The sequence below is a fragment of the Paractinoplanes globisporus DSM 43857 genome (assembly GCF_000379645.1).
Taxonomy (GTDB): domain Bacteria; phylum Actinomycetota; class Actinomycetes; order Mycobacteriales; family Micromonosporaceae; genus Actinoplanes; species Actinoplanes globisporus.
In genome coordinates, this window is sequence record NZ_KB903306.1 from 101466 (window position 1) to 117182 (window position 15717).

A 15717-nucleotide genomic window follows, 5' to 3' on the forward strand; every position below is an offset into this window, starting at 1 on the left:
GAGCCGGCCCACGGCCCGTTCAGCCGAGCACCCCAGCGGCGGACCGCGGGGCGGGGGTGAGTGCCTCGCCGACCCGGTCGACGAGAAGGGCCATTTCGTAGCCGACCTGCCCGACGTCGCAGCTACGCGCCGCGAGCACCGCGAACGACGAACCGTCGGAGATCGACATCAGGAAAAGGAACCCGTTGTCCATCTCGACGACCGTCTGCAACACCGCACCACCCTCGAAGCACCGAGCGGCGCCCTGAGTGAGGCTGACCAGACCGGAGGCGATAGCCGCCAGCTGGTCCGCACGGTCACGCGGAAGGTCCCGCGAGGCTGCCAGGAGCAGACCATCGGCGGAGACCGCGATCGCATGTGCGACTCCGGGAACGCGGTCGGCGAAGTTGGCCAGAAGCCAACCGAGATCCTGCGTAGATGTCATGCCTCATGCTCCTTGCCAGCCTGCGAGGACTGCTGCCCTCCCGGAGTCTCCTCCGGGTTGGTCGATTGTTCCTTGGTGCGACCACGCTGCACACCGCGGTGGTACGCGGAAAGCAGACCGCGGACACCCTCGGGCGTACGTTTCTGGGCGGGGTTCCCACCCCGGTCGACACCGCCGGGGACGAGCTGCGCCATCGGTGTGCGCTTGGGCAGCCCGGCCGTGGTGGTGACATCGATGGTGTGCTCGGCCGCCGCGCGGGCCGCCTGCCAACCCTCGTCGGCAGCTGTTTGCCACGGATTGGACGGCACACCACCGCTCGAACCGTTGCCACTCGAAGTACCGTAGCCGTTCGCGGCGCCAACGCCCACCGGGGCGGGATCGTGGTCGCGCGATTCGGGCGAACCGGCCTGCTGGGGCACGCCGACCACACGGGCCGGTTCCCCGGTCGGGATCCGCTGTGGAGTGTCGTCGCCGGCCGCCGGCTTGGCGTCGGCGGGACGGGCCGTGGTGAACCAGGCCGACTCCAGCTCGCGGAAGATCGGCAGTTCCATCGTCTCGTCGGCGAACTGGCCCTGCGCGCTGTCCCGCTGGCGGGCCGCGGCCTGCGCCGCGGCGATCTGCGCCGCCGCGGTGGCCTGAGCCTCCGCGGCCTGAGCCGTCGCCGCCTCGTGCGCCGCCCGGGCCGCCGCGGCCGCCCGCTGGGCGTCCACACCCGACGTCGGCGTGCCGGAAACCTGACGGGCCGGCGGCGCGGACGACGGGATCGGCGCGGTCTGCGGGTTGCTCGGGCGCTCGACCTGCGGGTGCTGGTCGGTGCCGCCCGGGCGGTAGCGCGGGATCTCGGCGGTCATGTCGAGCGCGGCCGCGAGGCTCTCCGGCACGTGCGGAGCGGCGTTCTGGTCACGCTCGGGGGCAACCGGCGGCCAGGTCGGCGGACCGCCGGCCGGGGTCGGCGGGCCGGAGACCGGCGGCTCGTTGGCCGGCGGCACCGAGGTGGGCCGGCCGTACGGCGGACCGGAGGGCACCGGCGGCGCGGAGACCGGCGGCACCGGCGGGGCCGAGACCGGCGGGACGAACCCGCCGCGCTGGCTCTCCGGGTTGGACGGAAGCTGCCGCGGGATGGTCGCGCCGAAGCCGCTGTCGGTCTCGGGGCGGAACTGCTCGCCGTTGCGGCGCTGCGGCAGCCCGTCGGGACCGGCGAAGCCCTGCGGGCCGGACGGCAGCGGCGGGATCATCTCGTTGCTGCGCGGGCCGTAGAAGCCGTTGCCCGTCCCGTTGCCGTTGCCGTTGCTGCCGTTGGTCGAGCCGTTCGGCGTGAAGCCGTTGCTGGCGCCGAAGCCGTTGCTGCCGTTGGAGCCCGGCGCGCCGGTGAGGTCGGACCAGGCCGGAACCGACCGGCCGCCGGCGCCGAGCAGGCCGCCGTTGTTCATCGGCGGGTTCGGGTCGAAGGGACGGCCACCGGAGTAGCCACCGCGACCGCTCTCGAGCGCCATCGGCTCGGGCAGGCCCGGACGGCCGCCCTGCGGCAGGCTCTCGTAGCCGCCGGGCTGGAGGCCGCGGCCGGCCAGCGCGCCGGCGATGAGCACCTGGATCGGCAGGCTGACCTCGGCCACCGTGCCGCGCTCGGAGTCGGCCGGGCGGAGCTCGACCTTGACGCCGTGCCGGTTCGCCAGCCGGGCGACCACGACCAGGCCCATCATCCGGGAGACGGCCACGTCCACCATGGGCGGGTTGGCCAGCCGGTCGTTGAGGTCGCGCAGCTGCTCACGGCTGATGCCGATACCGCGGTCCTCCACCGAGAGCAGCGCGCCGTCGCCGAGCCGCCGGGCCTCGACGGTGACCGTCGAGTTGGGCGGGGAGAACGCGGTCGCGTTGTCGAAGAGCTCGGCGACCAGGTGGACCATGTCGTTGACGGCGTGCGCCGCCACCTCGATGTCCCGGTCGATCATGCCGAACTCGATGCGGGTGTAGTGCTCGACCTCGGACTGCGCGGCGCGCAGCACGTCGATGAGGGCGGCCGGCTCGCGCTGCACGCGGGTGGAGTCGGCGCCGGCGAGAACCAGGAGGTTCTCGTCGTTACGACGCATCCGGGTGGCGAGGTGGTCGAGCTGGAAGAGCTCGGCCAGGCGGTCCGGGTCTTCCTCGCCGCGCTCCAGCCGGTCGAGGTGACCGATGAGCCGGTCGACCAGGATCTGCGAACGGCGGGCGAGGTTGACGAACATCGTCGCGACGGAGGCCCGCAGGGCGGCCTGCTCGGCCGCGGTGCGCACCGCCTCGAGGTGAACCGCGTTGAACGCCTCGGTCACCTGCCCGAACTCGTCCCGGCTGCGGACCGGCAGTGGCTCGGCGATCTGGTCGGCGACCTGCGCCGGGGTGAGCGAGGTGGCCAGCGCGGGATCTCGCAGCCGGGAGACGGCGTGCGGCAGACCGAACTGGGCGACCGAGAGAGCACCCTGGCGCAGCTCACGCAGCGAGCGGGCCATCGACCGGGCGACGAGCCAGGCGAACAGGATCGCGAGCAGCAGCATCGCGAGCAGCACGCTGGTCTCGATGAACACCCGCCGGTTCACGTCGTTGCGCAGGGTGGTGGCCTGGGCCACGACGTCGGCGTCCAGCTTCTGCTCCACCTGACGGAACAGGTTGTTGTAGCCGATCATCGCTTTTTCCCACGACTGCGCGTCGTACGGAATGTTGCGGGTGTTGTTGCCCTGCAGGGCCTTGAGCTGGCCGGTGAAGTTCGTCGCGGCGCGGCCGTCGGGCACGTTCTGGATCCGGTCGAAGAGCTGGATCTCGTTGTCGGTGCCGATCGAGTGGACCGTGTCGGTGGCGAGCTCGAAGCCGGTGTCGGTGAGCAGGAACGCACGGCGCAGCGTGGCGGTGAAGTCGCCGGCGCCGAGCACCTCGTGGCCGATGTCACGCTGCTCGGCGATGTACTCCTTCGCCCGGGCGACGGCGGCCACGGTACGCAGGTGGTCGCTCAGCTCGGTGTCACTCGAGAGCTGTGCCGACACGTCGCGCACGGTGAGTAGGTCGTTGATGAGGATGTCGTACGTGTCCTCGACGTCCGGGACCGTCAGCTTCCGCTTCGCGATCGAGGTGCGCTTGGCGGGCAGCTCCTCGAGGTTGCGGTCGAGGCGCAGCAGCAGCGTGGCCACCTTGGGCGGCACGTCGTCGAGCGCGGCCTTCTGCTGGGAGTAGGGCACCTTGGCCTCGTCGACCGCGGCGTTCTCCTTGGAGAACGCGGTGACCGCGGCGTCGCCGACGGGCGTGTTCCCATAGGTCCTGATCATCACGCCGTAGGCGCGTTCGTTCTGCAGGCGGTCGACGAGGCCACCGGCCGCCTCGGACAACACCGCAAGGTTACGTGCGCGCTCCGCGTTGCTGGCCGTATCGATGTGGTCCACCAGGCCGCTGACGCCGACGATGATCGTCGCCAAGGTGGGAACCAGCATGATCAAGCCGAGCTTCGACCAGATCGGCAGATCTCGCAGCCGATCGGCCGGCCGACGGAGACGCGACATGACGCCGGTCGCCGTCTTGGGGCGCTTGCTCACGTCACCGTCCTCCTGATTCGGGCCCGGCATCGGGTCGCCGGGCACCGCACACGGCCGACTACCGCGTCGGGCCCCCGAGATTCCATCACGACGAGTGTCAAAGAGAAAGACCAAGCGGACACGGACCGGTTGTGTGATGCGATGTTGTCCCAATCCAGGGGTCATCGCCGGTTCGCTGTTACTGCCTGTATCTGTGTGCGTCTCTCAGTGTCACTCACTCCGACCGGTACGGCGTGGGGGTGGCGCAGTCCGATCGGGCCCGATCGTAGTGGATCGGGGCAGGAGAGACGATGGCGCGGTCCGAGCCCCAGAGCAAGGTGAGATGCCCGATTTTGCAGTCTTTGTTGGGACCATTCTGGCCGAACGGATGAGGAGGCTCACCGAATCGGCAGCATCGCTCCCCGTAGGTGGGGTGCTATTTGCCCGAGGGCATTCAACCCAGGAGTTTCGCGTACGCCGGCTTGATGATCTCGTCGATGATGGCCAGCCGTTCGTCGAACGGGATGAAGGCCGACTTCATAGCGTTGATGGTCAGCCACCGCAGCTCCGCCCAGCCCCAGCCGAAGGCCTCGCAGAGCAGGGTCATCTCCCGCGACATGGACGTTCCGCTCATCAGACGGTTGTCCGTGTTGACCGTCACCCGGAAGCGGAGGTCGTGCAGCAGCCCGATCGGGTGTTCGGCGATCGAGGGGGCCGCGCCGGTCTGCACATTGGACGAAGGGCACAATTCCAGCGGAATCCGCTTGTCCCGCACATACGCCGACAGCCGGCCGAGCATCGCGCCGCCGTCGGCCGGCGAGCCGGTGATGTCGTCCACCAGCCGGACGCCGTGGCCCAGCCGGTCGGCGCCGCACCACTGCAGCGCCTGCCAGATCGACGGCAGGCCGAACGCCTCGCCCGCGTGGATCGTGAAGTGGAAATTCTCACGCTGCAGGTACTCGAACGCGTCGAGGTGACGGGTGGGCGGGAAGCCGGCCTCGGCGCCGGCGATGTCGAAGCCGACCACCCCGGCGTCCCGGTACCGCACGGCGAGCTCGGCGATCTCCTGCGAGCGGGCCGCGTGCCGCATCGCGGTCAGCAGCACCCCGACCCGGATCGGCCGGCCCAGCGCGGCCGCCTCGGCGCTGCCCTCGGCGAAGCCCGCGTTGACCGCGTCGACCACACCGTCCAGCGAGAGGCCACGCTCCAGGTGCTGCTCGGGGGCGTAGCGCACCTCGGCGTAGACGACGCCGTCGGCGGCCAGGTCGAGCGCGCACTCCTTGGCCACCCGGTGCAGCCCGGTCTCGGTCTGCATGACCGCCACGGTGTGCGCGAACGTCTCCAGGTAGCGTTCCAGCGAGCCGGAGTCGGCGGAGGCGACGAACCACGCGCCCAGCGCCTCGGCGTCGCCGGCCGGCAGCCGGTGGCCCACGGCGTCGGCCAGCTCGAGGATGGTCGCGGGGCGCAGGCCGCCGTCGAGGTGGTCGTGCAGGAGCGCCTTGGGCGCCTTGACGATGTCGGAGTGCGTGATGGCCGCCATCAGCCGAGCCTAAAGGTCGGGAACGAATGATCGACGGAGCATTGCCGTACCTGCGCTGCCCGAATTGCGGGCAGCCGCTGCACCGGCGGGAGCAAGCCCTGCGGTGTCCCCGGGGCCACAGCTTCGACCTGGCGAAACAGGGGTACGCCGACCTGAGCGCCGGCCGCCTGCCGCACACCGGCGACACGGCGGAGATGGTGGCCGACCGCGAGACGTTCCTGGCCGCCGGTCATTACGACTTCATCGCCGACGCGCTCGCCGCCGAGGTACCGAGCGGTTTCCTGATCGACGCCGGCGTGGGCACGGGTTTTTACCTGTCCCGTGCGCTGGGCGAAACATCGAGCGGAGTGGGGCTCGACGTCTCCAAGCCGGCGCTGCGCCGGGCGGCCCGCGTGCATCCGAGGGCGGCGGCCGTGCTCACCGACCTGTGGCGGCCGCTGCCGATCGTGGACGGCGCCGCGTCGGCGGTGCTGAACGTCTTCGCGCCGCGCAACGGCGCCGAGTTCCGCCGCGTCCTGCGCCCCGACGGCGTGCTGCTGGTGGTCACCCCGACCGCCGAGCACCTGCGGGAGCTGATCACCTCGTACGGAATGATCGGGGTTGATCCGGACAAGGACCAGCGGGTCCGCGACAGCCTCGGCGACTATTTCCGCTTGAAAGACGCGATAACGCTGGAGAAACAGATGAACCTCAGCGCCGCCGAGACCCGCACATTGATCGGCATGACCCCGAGCGCCCATCACGGCGCGGCCGCACCCGACGGGGACGTGACGGTTACCGCCGCCGTACAGATCTCGACATATCGGAGGAAATCCGATTAGACCGAGAGGTCGACCTCTTCCCACTCCGGCGGCTTGTCGTGGTACGGGCCATGGAAGACGATCGCCCACTCCAGAGCCCACCGGCGCTGGCCGATCGCGTTGGCGTCGATCTCCCCGGGCAGGCGCATCCCGATCCGCGCGGCCTCCTGGAACGCCCAGTCCAGGCAGTAGTAGAGATCGAGCAGAACCGCCGCCTCGACCGGGTCCCGCGGCGACATCAGCGACCGCGACCGCCAGCTGCCGAAGGACTCACCGGCCGGAAGATCGGGCATCTGCGACATCAGCCGGCCCTCGGGCGGCGCGGTCGGGTCGAGGTGCCGGCTGAGGCCGAGCAGCCAGGCCAGCGCGAAGACGGCATCGTGGTGCAGCACGAACGAGCGGTGGTCGCCCTTGGCCCCGATCACGAACTGCCACTCGGGCGGGGTGACCAGATCGACGAGGTGCGACCCGAGCAGCCAGCTCATCGCGATCTCGGTGGGCATGCCGAAGCAGCGCGCCACCACCACGTGCAGCACCGCGCAGCGCGCCTCGATGTCGAGCGTCGGGCGCAGCTCCACCGTGTCGCCGGACTCCCAGATCATCGGGAAGCCCGGCGGCGGCAGCGGCAGGCCCAGCCGCTCGAGCTCGTCCAGGCTGGCCTCGCGGACCGCGCGCGGGTCGGGTGCGGCCTTCGTCATGGTGCGTCAGGCTATGCGGTCGAGCACCAGCGGGGTAAGGGTGGGCGGGACGTCTCCGACATTCACCGCATCCACGGCCAGGTCGCGCGCGCCGGGAATTCGGGACTGTTCATCCGTACGCAGCTCCAGCAGCACGTCACCGGCCCGCACCCGGTCGCCCGGCTTGACCTTGAGAAGAACGCCCGCGCCGTAGCTGACCGGGTCCTCCTTGCGGGCGCGTCCGGCGCCGAGACGCCAGGCGGCAACCCCGATCCCGTACGCGTCGACCGCCGTCACCACTCCGTCGGCCGTGGCCCGCACCACCTCGTTCTCCCGAGCCACCGGCAGCGGAGCGGACGGATCGCCGCCCTGCGCCGCGATCATCCGCCGCCAGCTGTCCATCGCCGCGCCCGACTCGAGCGCCTTGGCCGGGTCGGCGTCGATCCCGGCCGCGGCCAGCATCTCCCGGGCCAGCGCGAGGGTGAGCTCGACCACGTCGGCCGGTCCGCCCCCGGCCAGCACCTCGACCGACTCGGCCACCTCGACCGCGTTGCCGACGGCCAGGCCGAGCGGGGTGCTCATGTCGGTGAGCAGCGCGATGGTGTTGACGCCGCTGTCCTTGCCCAGCCGGACCATGGTGCTCGCCAGCTCGCGGGCGGTCGCCAGGTCCTTCATGAAGGCGCCGGAGCCGACCTTGACGTCGAGCACGAGCGCCCCGGTCCCCTCGGCGATCTTCTTGCTCATGATCGAGCTGGCGATCAGCGGGATGGCCTCGACCGTGCCGGTGACGTCGCGCAGGGCGTAGAGCTTGCGGTCGGCGGGCGCGAGGCCCTCGCCGGCCGCGCAGATCACCGCGCCGACCTCCTGCAGCTGCCGCTTGAACGCGTCGTTGGAGATCGTCGCCTGCCACCCGGCGATCGACTCGAGCTTGTCCAGCGTGCCGCCGGTGTGGCCGAGGCCGCGCCCGGACAGCTGCGGCACGGCCGCGCCGCAGGCGGCCACGAGCGGGGTGAGCGGCAGCGTGATCTTGTCGCCGACGCCGCCGGTGGAGTGCTTGTCGGCGGTCGGACGGGTCACCGCGGACAGGTCGAGCCGCTCGCCGCTGGCGATCATCGCGGCGGTCCACCGGGCGATCTCGGCCGGCGTCATGCCGCGCAGCAGGATCGCCATGGCCAGCGCCGACATCTGCTCGTCGGCGACCACGCCCTTGGTGTACGCGTCGACCACCCAGTCGATCTGCGCGTCGGACAGCACGTGCCCGTCCCGCTTGGCCCGGATGACGTCGACCGCGGCGAACTCGCTCATGCCTGCTCCCCTACCCACCTCGCCGGAATGCCTTCCGGCGGTTCTCCCTCGCCGGCCCAGGCCAGGCCGCCGTCGGCGTCCACCACCACGATCCGTGGGGTGCGGACGTGGCCCCACGCGACCGCCTCGGCCGCGGTGGGGAAGTTCGGGCCCTCCTCGAGCACGCCCTTCTCGGCGTCGATCTCGGCCGGGCTCCCGCCGGAACGTTCCCAGTACCCCGTCCAGACGGTAGCGCCGCCGGACAGGTCCGGGTGCACGAAGACGGTGCCCCGGCCCCGCCACTTGGCGAGGGCCTCGGGCACCTGGGGGCCGAGGGCCGGGCCGTTGACCTTCTCCAGGTCGGCCGGGCCGAAGGCGTACGGCAGCAGGTCGTGCACCCGCAGCGGCGCCGGCACCGCCTCGACGAGGCACTCCGGGCCGCCGTGCTCGTAGAGCAGCTGCCGGCAGCGCCCACAGGGCATCAGCGGCTCGCCGTTGGCGTCCACGCAGGAGATCGCCACGAGACGGCCGCCGCCGGTCGCGTGCAGCGAGCTGACGAGCCCGCACTCGGCGCACAGCCCGACGCCGTAGGACGCGTTCTCCACGTTGCAGCCGACGACCACGCGGCCGTCGTCCACCAGACCCGCCACGCCGACCGGGAAGTCGGAGTAGGGGGCGTACGCGTGCCGCATCGCCTCGATGGCGGCGGCCCGCAAGCCAGCCCAGTCGATCTCCATGGGGCAAATTCTGCCCCATCGAAAGATGTCAGCTCTTCACGTACGGCACACCGTCGGCGGCGGGCGCCCGCACCCGGCCGACCAGACCGGCCACGGCGACGATCGTCGCGATGTACGGCAGCATGTTGAGGAACTGGTTGGGCACCGGGCTGCCGGCCACGCTCAGGTAGTACGCCAGCTTCTGCGCGAAGCCGAAGAACAGCGCCGCCCCGAGGGCTCCGAACGGCGTCCACCGCCCGAAGATCAGCGCCGCCAGCGCGATGAAGCCGGCGCCCGCGGTCATGTTCTTGTTGAACGCGCCCGTCGAGACCAGCGTGAAGTACGCGCCGCCGGCCCCCGCGACCAGGCCGCCGAGCAGCACGTTCACGTACCGCAGGCCGCGCACCCGCACACCGACCGTGTCGGCCGCCGTCGGGTGCTCGCCGACCGCCCGGGTACGCAGGCCCCACCGGGTGTTCTTGAGCGCGAAGTGGATGACCGGCACCAGGATCAGCGCGAGCCAGACCAGCAGGTTGGTGTGGAACAGCACCGGGCCGATCACCGGGATTTCGGCGAGGCCGGGGATCTTCCACTCGGGCATCTTCGGCGGCTGGTTGTACTTCAGCGCGTTGGGCTGCATGAGCCGCTCGTAGAGGAAGCCGGTGATGCCGAGCGCGAACAGGTTGAGCACGATGCCCACCACGACCTGGTCGACCAGGTAGCGAATGGCCAGCACGGCCAGCATCGCCGCGATGATGAGACCGCCGACCATGGCGCTGACCAGACCGGCCCAGACGCTGGTGGCGAGCGTGCCGACCAGGGCCGCGCCGAACGCGCCCATCAGGAACTGGCCCTCGATCGCCACGTTGACCACGCCCGACCGCTCGCCGAGCACACCGGCCAGAGCGCCCAGGATCAGCGGCAGGGCGTACTCGAGGCTGCCGTCGAGGGTGTCGACCAGCGGCATGAACTTGCCGGCCACCTGCCAGCACAGGAACGACAGCACGAACGCCAGGATGCCGAGGCAGAGCAGCAGGGTCTGCCAGCTGCGGGCCTTGCCGGTCAGCATGATCACGCCGACCGCCACGGTGAACAGGCCGAACAGGATCGTGCCGACCTGCCCGTTGATCGACAGGGCGGCGCCGCTCGCGTCGGCGCTGAGCGTGAAGCGCGCGGTCTTCGACTCGGCGAGCGCGCCGAACACGAACGTCGCGAGGAGACCGATGACCGTGATGCCTACGCCGAGCCGGCGTTCCCGGTTCCAGAACGGGTCGGGGGCGGCGACCACCGCCACCTCGTCCACGGTTGCCGTCGACACCCGGCTCACCAGCCCTTCGCCAACGAGGTGCCGAGCCGTGCGGAACGGGCGGCGCGGAGATGGAAGATCGCCTTCACCAGGGCGGGCGCGGCGATGAAGATGACGATGAGGGCCTGCAGCACGGTGACCAGCTCAAGCGAGATGCCCACGTCGACCTGCATGAGGTTGCCGCCGGCCCGCAGCGCGCCGTAGAGGATCGCCGCCAGCAGCGTGCCCCACGGTTTGTTCCGGCCGAGCAGGGCGACCAGCAGGCCGTCGAAGCCGATGTTGCCGGCGACCTGGGCGGTGAGCTTGTCGGCGGTGCCGAGCACCTGGACCGCGCCGCCGAGGCCGGCGAGACCACCGGCAACCACCATGAGCAGCGTGTACGTCTTGGCGACGCTCATGCCCGCGGTCTTGGCGGCCGGCGGGTTGACGCCGACCGCGCGCAGCTCGAAGCCGAACGACGACCGGTTGATGAGCCAGGCGACCCCGGCCGTGACCAGCACCGCGAGCACGATGCCCAGGTGTACCCGCAGCGGCGAGGGCAGCGCCGGCAGCTCGGCCGTGCTCTTGATGGCCTTGCTGATCGCGTCGGAGCGGTTGGGGTCCTGCACGCCCTTCTGCAGGATCAGCCAGCCGAGGAACAGCGTGGCCACGTAGTTGAGCATGATCGTGGTGATGACCTCGTGGGCGCCGGTGCGGGCCTTGAGCAGGCCGGGCAGGAAGCCCCACAGCGCGCCGCCGATGAGGCCGAACAGCAGCGCGACGATCAGGTGGATGCCGGCCGGCAGGCTGAACGCGAAGCCGGCCACGCCGCCGAGGACACAGCCGATCACGGCCTGACCCTGGCCGCCGATGTTGAACAGGCCGCCGCGGAACGCGATCGCCACCGACAGGCCGGTGAAGACCAGCGGGGTCGCGTAGGTGAGGGTCTCGGAGATCGGCCCGAACGCGGCCTGCCAGGTCCCGGTGCCGTCGAACCAGGCCTGGAAGGCGGCGGGGTCGAAGATCGCGCCCTTGAACAGGTCGGAGTAGGCCTGGCTGATCAGGTCCCAGCTGGAGTTGAGCGCGTCGCTGGGCCGGGCCGTGAAGTAGGAGAACTTCGACAGCACCTCGGAGTCGGAGATGACGATCAATACCGCGCCGATGACCAGCGCCAGGAAGATCGACAGGAACGTGACGGTGACCGTGTTGGCCGACCAGAGGTTCTTCAGGAAGAGGCTGAGGAACGAGTCCTCTTTCTGGGGCGGAGCCGGCTTGGCCGGGGTCTCCGCGACGTCGGTGCTCACTCTGATTCCTCTTCCTGTGCCGCCGCTTCCTGTGCAGCATCCGGCGAAGCCTGAGCCGGTGACGTGGCGCCGGCCATCAGCAGGCCGATCTCCTCGCGGGGCGTGTCGGGCGAGACGACGGCCAGGATCCGGCCGCGGTACATCACCGCGACCCGGTCGGCGAGGCCGCACACCTCCTCGAGCTCGCTGGAGACCACGAGCACCGCGGTCCCGCTGTCGCGCTCGTGGATGATCTGGTTGTGGATGAACTCGATCGAGCCGACGTCCACGCCGCGGGTGGGCTGGCTGGCGATCATCAGGCGTAGCGGCCGGGACATCTCCCGGGCCACCACGACCTTCTGCTGGTTGCCGCCGGAGAGCGTGCTGACCGCGTGCTCCGCAGATGACGTACGGATGTCGAACTGGGTGACCCGCTCGCGCGCGGATTCGTTTATCGCCTTGGGGTTCAGCTTGAACGCGTTGCCGAACGGCGGCCGGTCGTACATGTCGAGCACGAGGTTCTCCGCGACCGAGAACTCCTTGACCACGCCGTCGAGGCTGCGGTCCTCGGGGATGTAGCCGACACCGGCGCTCAGGATCTTCTTGGTGCCCATGCCGGCCAGGCTCTCGTTGTCCAGCTCCATGGCGCCGGCCCGGATGCCGCGCAGGCCCATGATCGCCTCGACCAGCTCGGTCTGCCCATTGCCCTGCACGCCGGCGACGCCCAGCACCTCGCCGGCCCGGACCGTCAGGTCGATGCCGTCGACCGCCCGCACGCCACGATCGTCGTCGACCACGAGGCCGCTGATCTTGAGCACCTCGCGGCCGGGCTCGGACGGGGTCTTGGTGACCTCGAGATTGACGTCCCGGCCGACCATGAGCGCGGCCAGCTCGTCCTCGGAGGTGTCCGGGGAAAAGGCGGAGCCTTCAGTCCGGTCAAGGGCGGCGGCGGGGTGGTTGGAAGGGGCCACCGTGCGACCGCGCCGGATCACCGTGATCCGGTCGGCGACCGCCTTGACCTCGCGCAGCTTGTGCGTGATGAAGACGATCGACTTGCCGGTCTCGGCCAGCGAGCGCATGACCCCGAGCAGCTCGTCGGTCTCCTGCGGGGTGAGCACCGCGGTCGGCTCGTCGAGGATGAGCAGGTCGACCTCGCGGGTCAGCGCCTTGACGATCTCGACCCGCTGCTGGGCGCCGACCGGCAGGTTCTCCACCAGCGCGTCGGGGTCGATCGGCAGGCCGTACTTGCGCGAGGTCTCCAGCACGTCGCGGCGGTTGCGCCGCCGGTCGAGGATGCCCAGCGGCCCGCCGCGCACGTCCTCGGCGCCGAGCGCGATGTTCTCGGCGACGGTGAAGACGGGCACCAGCATGAAGTGCTGGTGGACCATGCCGATGCCGGCCGCGATGGCGTCCCGGGGGCTGCGGAAGACCTTGGCCTCGCCGTCCACCAGGATCTCGCCCTCGTCCGGCTGCAGCAGGCCGTAGAGCTGGTTCATCAGCGTCGACTTGCCGGCGCCGTTCTCGCCGAGCAGGGCGTGCACCTCACCGGGCTCGACGGTGATGTCGATGTGATCGTTGGCCACCAGGTCGCCGAAGCGCTTGGTGATGCCGCGCAATTCGAGTCTCAGCGGAATCTCCTGCCGCTCGGGCGTACCTATGACCGGGCCGCCGCCCGGCCGCGAGAGAGTCTCACGGTCGTGCGGCGGCCTGGATGTTACCGACTACCAGCTCACTTGGGCGCGTTGGCCGACTCGACCTTGACCTTGCCCGAGATGATGTCCGCCTTCAGCTGGTCGACCTCGGCCTTGAGGCCGGCGTCGACCTTGCTGTCGAACTGGTTGTACGGCGCGAGCTGGACGCCGTTGTTCTCCAGCGTGCCCAGGTAGCCCGGGGACGCGGCGAGCGGCTGGCCGCTGGCGCCGGTCACGACGGCCTTCTGCACGGCGTCGGTGATGTTCTTGACGACCGTGCTCAGGAAGACGTTGCAGTACTGCGCCGCGCTCTTGCAGCCGTCCTGGTCGACCCAGATGATCGAGACCTTGCCGCTGGAGCCCTGGGCGACCTCGGCCGCGCCGAGGCCGGTGCCACCGGCGACCGGCAGGATGATGTCGGCGCCCTGGCTGACGAACGTGTTGGCCAGCGCCTTGCCCTTGGCCGGGCTGGCGAAGTCCTCGGTGAAGCTGCCGGCCTGCTTGGCCTTGTCCCAGCCGAGGACCTTGACGCTCTTGCCCTTCTGCTGGTTGTAGTACGCCACGCCGTCGGCGAAGCCGTCCATGAAGACGGTGACCGGCGGGATCTTCAGGCCGCCGAAGGTCGCGACCGTGCCCGTCTTGGAGAAGCCCGCGGCGAGGTAGCCGGCGAGGAACGCGGCCTGGTCGGTCGCGAACTGCATCGGGTAGACGTTCGCGCCGGTGCTGCCCGAGTCGACGATCGCGAACTGGGAACTGGCGTTCTCGTCCGACACCTTCTTGGTGGCGTCGCCCATCAGACCGCCGACCGCGAGGATGAAGTTGCACTTCTGGGTGACGAAGCCGCGCAGGTTGGGCTCGTAGTCGGCCTCGGCGGTCGATGCCACGTACTTCGGGTCGACGTTGCTGGCCTGGGCCTTGGCCGCCTGGATACCGGCCCACGCGGAAGCGTTGAACGACTTGTCGTCGATGCCGCCGGTGTCGGTCACCATGCAGGCCTTGTATGCCGCGGCGGTGGCCGTGCTGGCGCCGCCACCGCTGGGAGTCTCGTCCGGGGCGTTACCACATGCGGCGGCGGCGAGCGTCAGCCCACCTGCCGCGAGAACCGCAAGGATCCGCTTCCCACGTACTGGGCGCAAGACGCCCTCCTTCCAACGCACACCGACACCCGTCGGTGAGTCTTCAAGTTGGGGAGCGTAGCCGCAGGCCAGGACGGTAGCGGAGGTTTGCGCCGGACTGTTGGCGCACCGTTATATCAAAGCAACCGCAGATCACTTTGAACGTCGGTTTAGGTCGATCTGACCGGCAATTTACCGGTCAATCGCGTAACATGCCGTTAATATTGCGGTCCGAAAGAGCCGGAACCCACCGATTCTTCGGCGGGCACCGGCTCCCAGTATCTCAGTTCGCGTGTCTCAGTTCGCGCCCACGAGCTCGGGCGTGGCCGCGACCGGCTCGGCCGGAGCCTTGCGCACGAGGCCGTGCCGTCCGATCAAAACCAAGGCCAGACCCCCGATGGCGTACGCGGTGAGCACGGTCGCGGCGAAGGCGGCGCCGTTGCCCCCGAAGTACGCCACCGACCGCAGCAGCGTGCCACCGGCCCCGATCGGCAGCCACTGGCCGACCTCGCCCCACGGCTGCGGCAGCAGTTCGGGGGCGGCCGCGATCCCGGACAGCGCGTTGCCCACCAGGAACATCACCACCGCGCCGAGAGCGAGCCCCTCGCGCCCGAGGAGCGCCGCGAGCCCGGTCATCGCGCCGGCGACGGCCAGCGTGAACAGCGCGAACACCCCGGCCACCGCGAAGTAGTCGCCGGGCAGGATGCCCAGCCAGCCGATCTGCACGGCGGCGCCGGCCAGCCCGGCCAGCGCGGCGAAGGTGACCAGCGTGGCGAGCCGGGCGCCCCGGCGCGGCACGAAGAAGAAGATCAGCACACCGGCGAGCAGGCTGGTGATGGCCAGCGGCAGGAAGCCGGCGCCGAACCCGGCGCCACGCGGGTCGTCGGGGTCGACCGGGACGACGTCGCGGACCGGGACGTTCGACCCGAGTCCGGCGGCCGCCTGGGTGAGCAGCTGCGCGACGGTCGGGCCGGCGGCCGAGGCGACGTGCACCTCCGGCCCCGACGCGGTGACCAGGATGGCCCCGTACACCTCACGGTCTTTGATCTTGGAATCGGCGGCCGCGGGGTCGGCGACCGCGGTGACCTCGAAGGCGCCCGGGTGCGCGGCCTCGAGCTGGGCGGTGATCTGGGGCGGTCCTGCCACGGCGATCGGTAGGTCGCGCGGCGCGAGGTTGGCCGCCGGCGCGGCGAACAGCGGGATGAGCAGGGCCTGCCCCACGACCACCGCGATCGCGATGAGCACGCCCAGGGTCAGAGCGTTGCGTCGCATCTCATTCTCCTAAAACGAATGCTCGTTCTTTTATGCGCCCAGCATGACCCCGGACACGAGATCGAGTCAAGAACGAGCGTTCGTTTTACAATGTGGG

General features: G+C 70.5%; 12 protein-coding genes. 1 reads left to right on the top strand and 11 read right to left on the bottom strand.

Going from position 1 to position 15717, the window contains the following annotated elements:
* Positions 1-19: 19 nt before the first annotated feature.
* From A3CQ_RS0120720 to A3CQ_RS0120730, 3 genes are all read right to left on the bottom strand, one after another.
* Positions 20-424, bottom strand: a complete 405-nt coding sequence (locus A3CQ_RS0120720) for a roadblock/LC7 domain-containing protein (protein WP_014447580.1) — start codon at positions 422-424, stop codon at positions 20-22.
* Positions 421-3978: a sensor histidine kinase gene (locus tag A3CQ_RS0120725; RefSeq protein ID WP_026205959.1), complete on the bottom strand. Its 3558-nt coding sequence runs from the start codon at positions 3976-3978 to the stop codon at positions 421-423. The genes A3CQ_RS0120720 and A3CQ_RS0120725 overlap by 4 nt, the downstream gene beginning before the upstream one ends.
* A gap of 433 nt (positions 3979-4411) precedes the next feature.
* On the bottom strand, positions 4412-5497 hold the full coding sequence (locus A3CQ_RS0120730) for an adenosine deaminase (RefSeq protein WP_020512868.1): 1086 nt from the start codon (positions 5495-5497) through the stop codon (positions 4412-4414).
* 26 nt (positions 5498-5523) lie between these two features.
* Between A3CQ_RS0120730 and A3CQ_RS0120735 the strand changes: the two genes are divergently transcribed.
* Positions 5524-6318, top strand: a complete 795-nt coding sequence (locus A3CQ_RS0120735) for a putative RNA methyltransferase (protein WP_020512869.1) — start codon at positions 5524-5526, stop codon at positions 6316-6318.
* Here A3CQ_RS0120735 and A3CQ_RS0120740 read toward each other — a convergent pair.
* The 8 genes from A3CQ_RS0120740 to A3CQ_RS0120775 all read right to left on the bottom strand — a co-directional run bounded on the left by A3CQ_RS0120740 (position 6315) and on the right by A3CQ_RS0120775 (position 15620).
* Positions 6315-6995 (bottom strand): DUF4272 domain-containing protein, encoded by a 681-nt coding sequence (locus A3CQ_RS0120740; protein ID WP_020512870.1) that lies wholly within the window; start codon positions 6993-6995, stop codon positions 6315-6317. The two genes, A3CQ_RS0120735 and A3CQ_RS0120740, sit on opposite strands and share 4 nt — an antisense overlap.
* A 6-nt stretch (positions 6996-7001) precedes the next feature.
* Complete coding sequence (locus A3CQ_RS0120745) at positions 7002-8279, bottom strand: thymidine phosphorylase (protein WP_020512871.1); 1278 nt, start codon at positions 8277-8279, stop codon at positions 7002-7004.
* On the bottom strand, positions 8276-8995 hold the full coding sequence (locus tag A3CQ_RS0120750; protein WP_020512872.1) for a cytidine deaminase: 720 nt from the start codon (positions 8993-8995) through the stop codon (positions 8276-8278). Before A3CQ_RS0120750 ends, A3CQ_RS0120745 begins: the two co-directional genes overlap by 4 nt.
* A gap of 28 nt (positions 8996-9023) precedes the next feature.
* The gene (locus A3CQ_RS0120755; RefSeq protein ID WP_026205961.1) at positions 9024-10292 is read right to left on the bottom strand and encodes an ABC transporter permease; all 1269 of its coding nucleotides are present in this window, start codon (positions 10290-10292) and stop codon (positions 9024-9026) included.
* Between the two features lie 5 nt (positions 10293-10297).
* Complete coding sequence (locus A3CQ_RS0120760) at positions 10298-11563, bottom strand: ABC transporter permease (RefSeq protein ID WP_020512874.1); 1266 nt, start codon at positions 11561-11563, stop codon at positions 10298-10300.
* Positions 11560-13158: an ATP-binding cassette domain-containing protein gene (locus A3CQ_RS53535; protein WP_020512875.1), complete on the bottom strand. Its 1599-nt coding sequence runs from the start codon at positions 13156-13158 to the stop codon at positions 11560-11562. The genes A3CQ_RS0120760 and A3CQ_RS53535 overlap by 4 nt, the downstream gene beginning before the upstream one ends.
* A 113-nt stretch (positions 13159-13271) precedes the next feature.
* Positions 13272-14369, bottom strand: a complete 1098-nt coding sequence (locus A3CQ_RS0120770; protein ID WP_026205962.1) for a BMP family lipoprotein — start codon at positions 14367-14369, stop codon at positions 13272-13274.
* A 276-nt stretch (positions 14370-14645) separates the two neighbouring features.
* Positions 14646-15620, bottom strand: a complete 975-nt coding sequence (locus A3CQ_RS0120775) for a hypothetical protein (protein WP_020512877.1) — start codon at positions 15618-15620, stop codon at positions 14646-14648.
* Positions 15621-15717 lie beyond the last annotated feature (97 nt).

Bases quoted from the DNA above. Each gene is read 5' to 3' on its own strand.
- A3CQ_RS0120720 (WP_014447580.1), bottom strand. From the start codon at position 424: ATGACATCTACGCAGGATCTCGGTTGGCTTCTGGCCAACTTCGCCGAC.
- A3CQ_RS0120730 (WP_020512868.1), bottom strand. From the start codon at position 5,497: ATGGCGGCCATCACGCACTCCGACATCGTCAAGGCGCCCAAGGCGCTC.
- A3CQ_RS0120735 (WP_020512869.1), top strand. From the start codon at position 5,524: ATGATCGACGGAGCATTGCCGTACCTGCGCTGCCCGAATTGCGGGCAG.
- A3CQ_RS0120740 (WP_020512870.1), bottom strand. From the start codon at position 6,995: ATGACGAAGGCCGCACCCGACCCGCGCGCGGTCCGCGAGGCCAGCCTG.
- A3CQ_RS0120745 (WP_020512871.1), bottom strand. From the start codon at position 8,279: ATGAGCGAGTTCGCCGCGGTCGACGTCATCCGGGCCAAGCGGGACGGG.
- A3CQ_RS0120750 (WP_020512872.1), bottom strand. From the start codon at position 8,995: ATGGAGATCGACTGGGCTGGCTTGCGGGCCGCCGCCATCGAGGCGATG.
- A3CQ_RS0120775 (WP_020512877.1), bottom strand. From the start codon at position 15,620: ATGCGACGCAACGCTCTGACCCTGGGCGTGCTCATCGCGATCGCGGTG.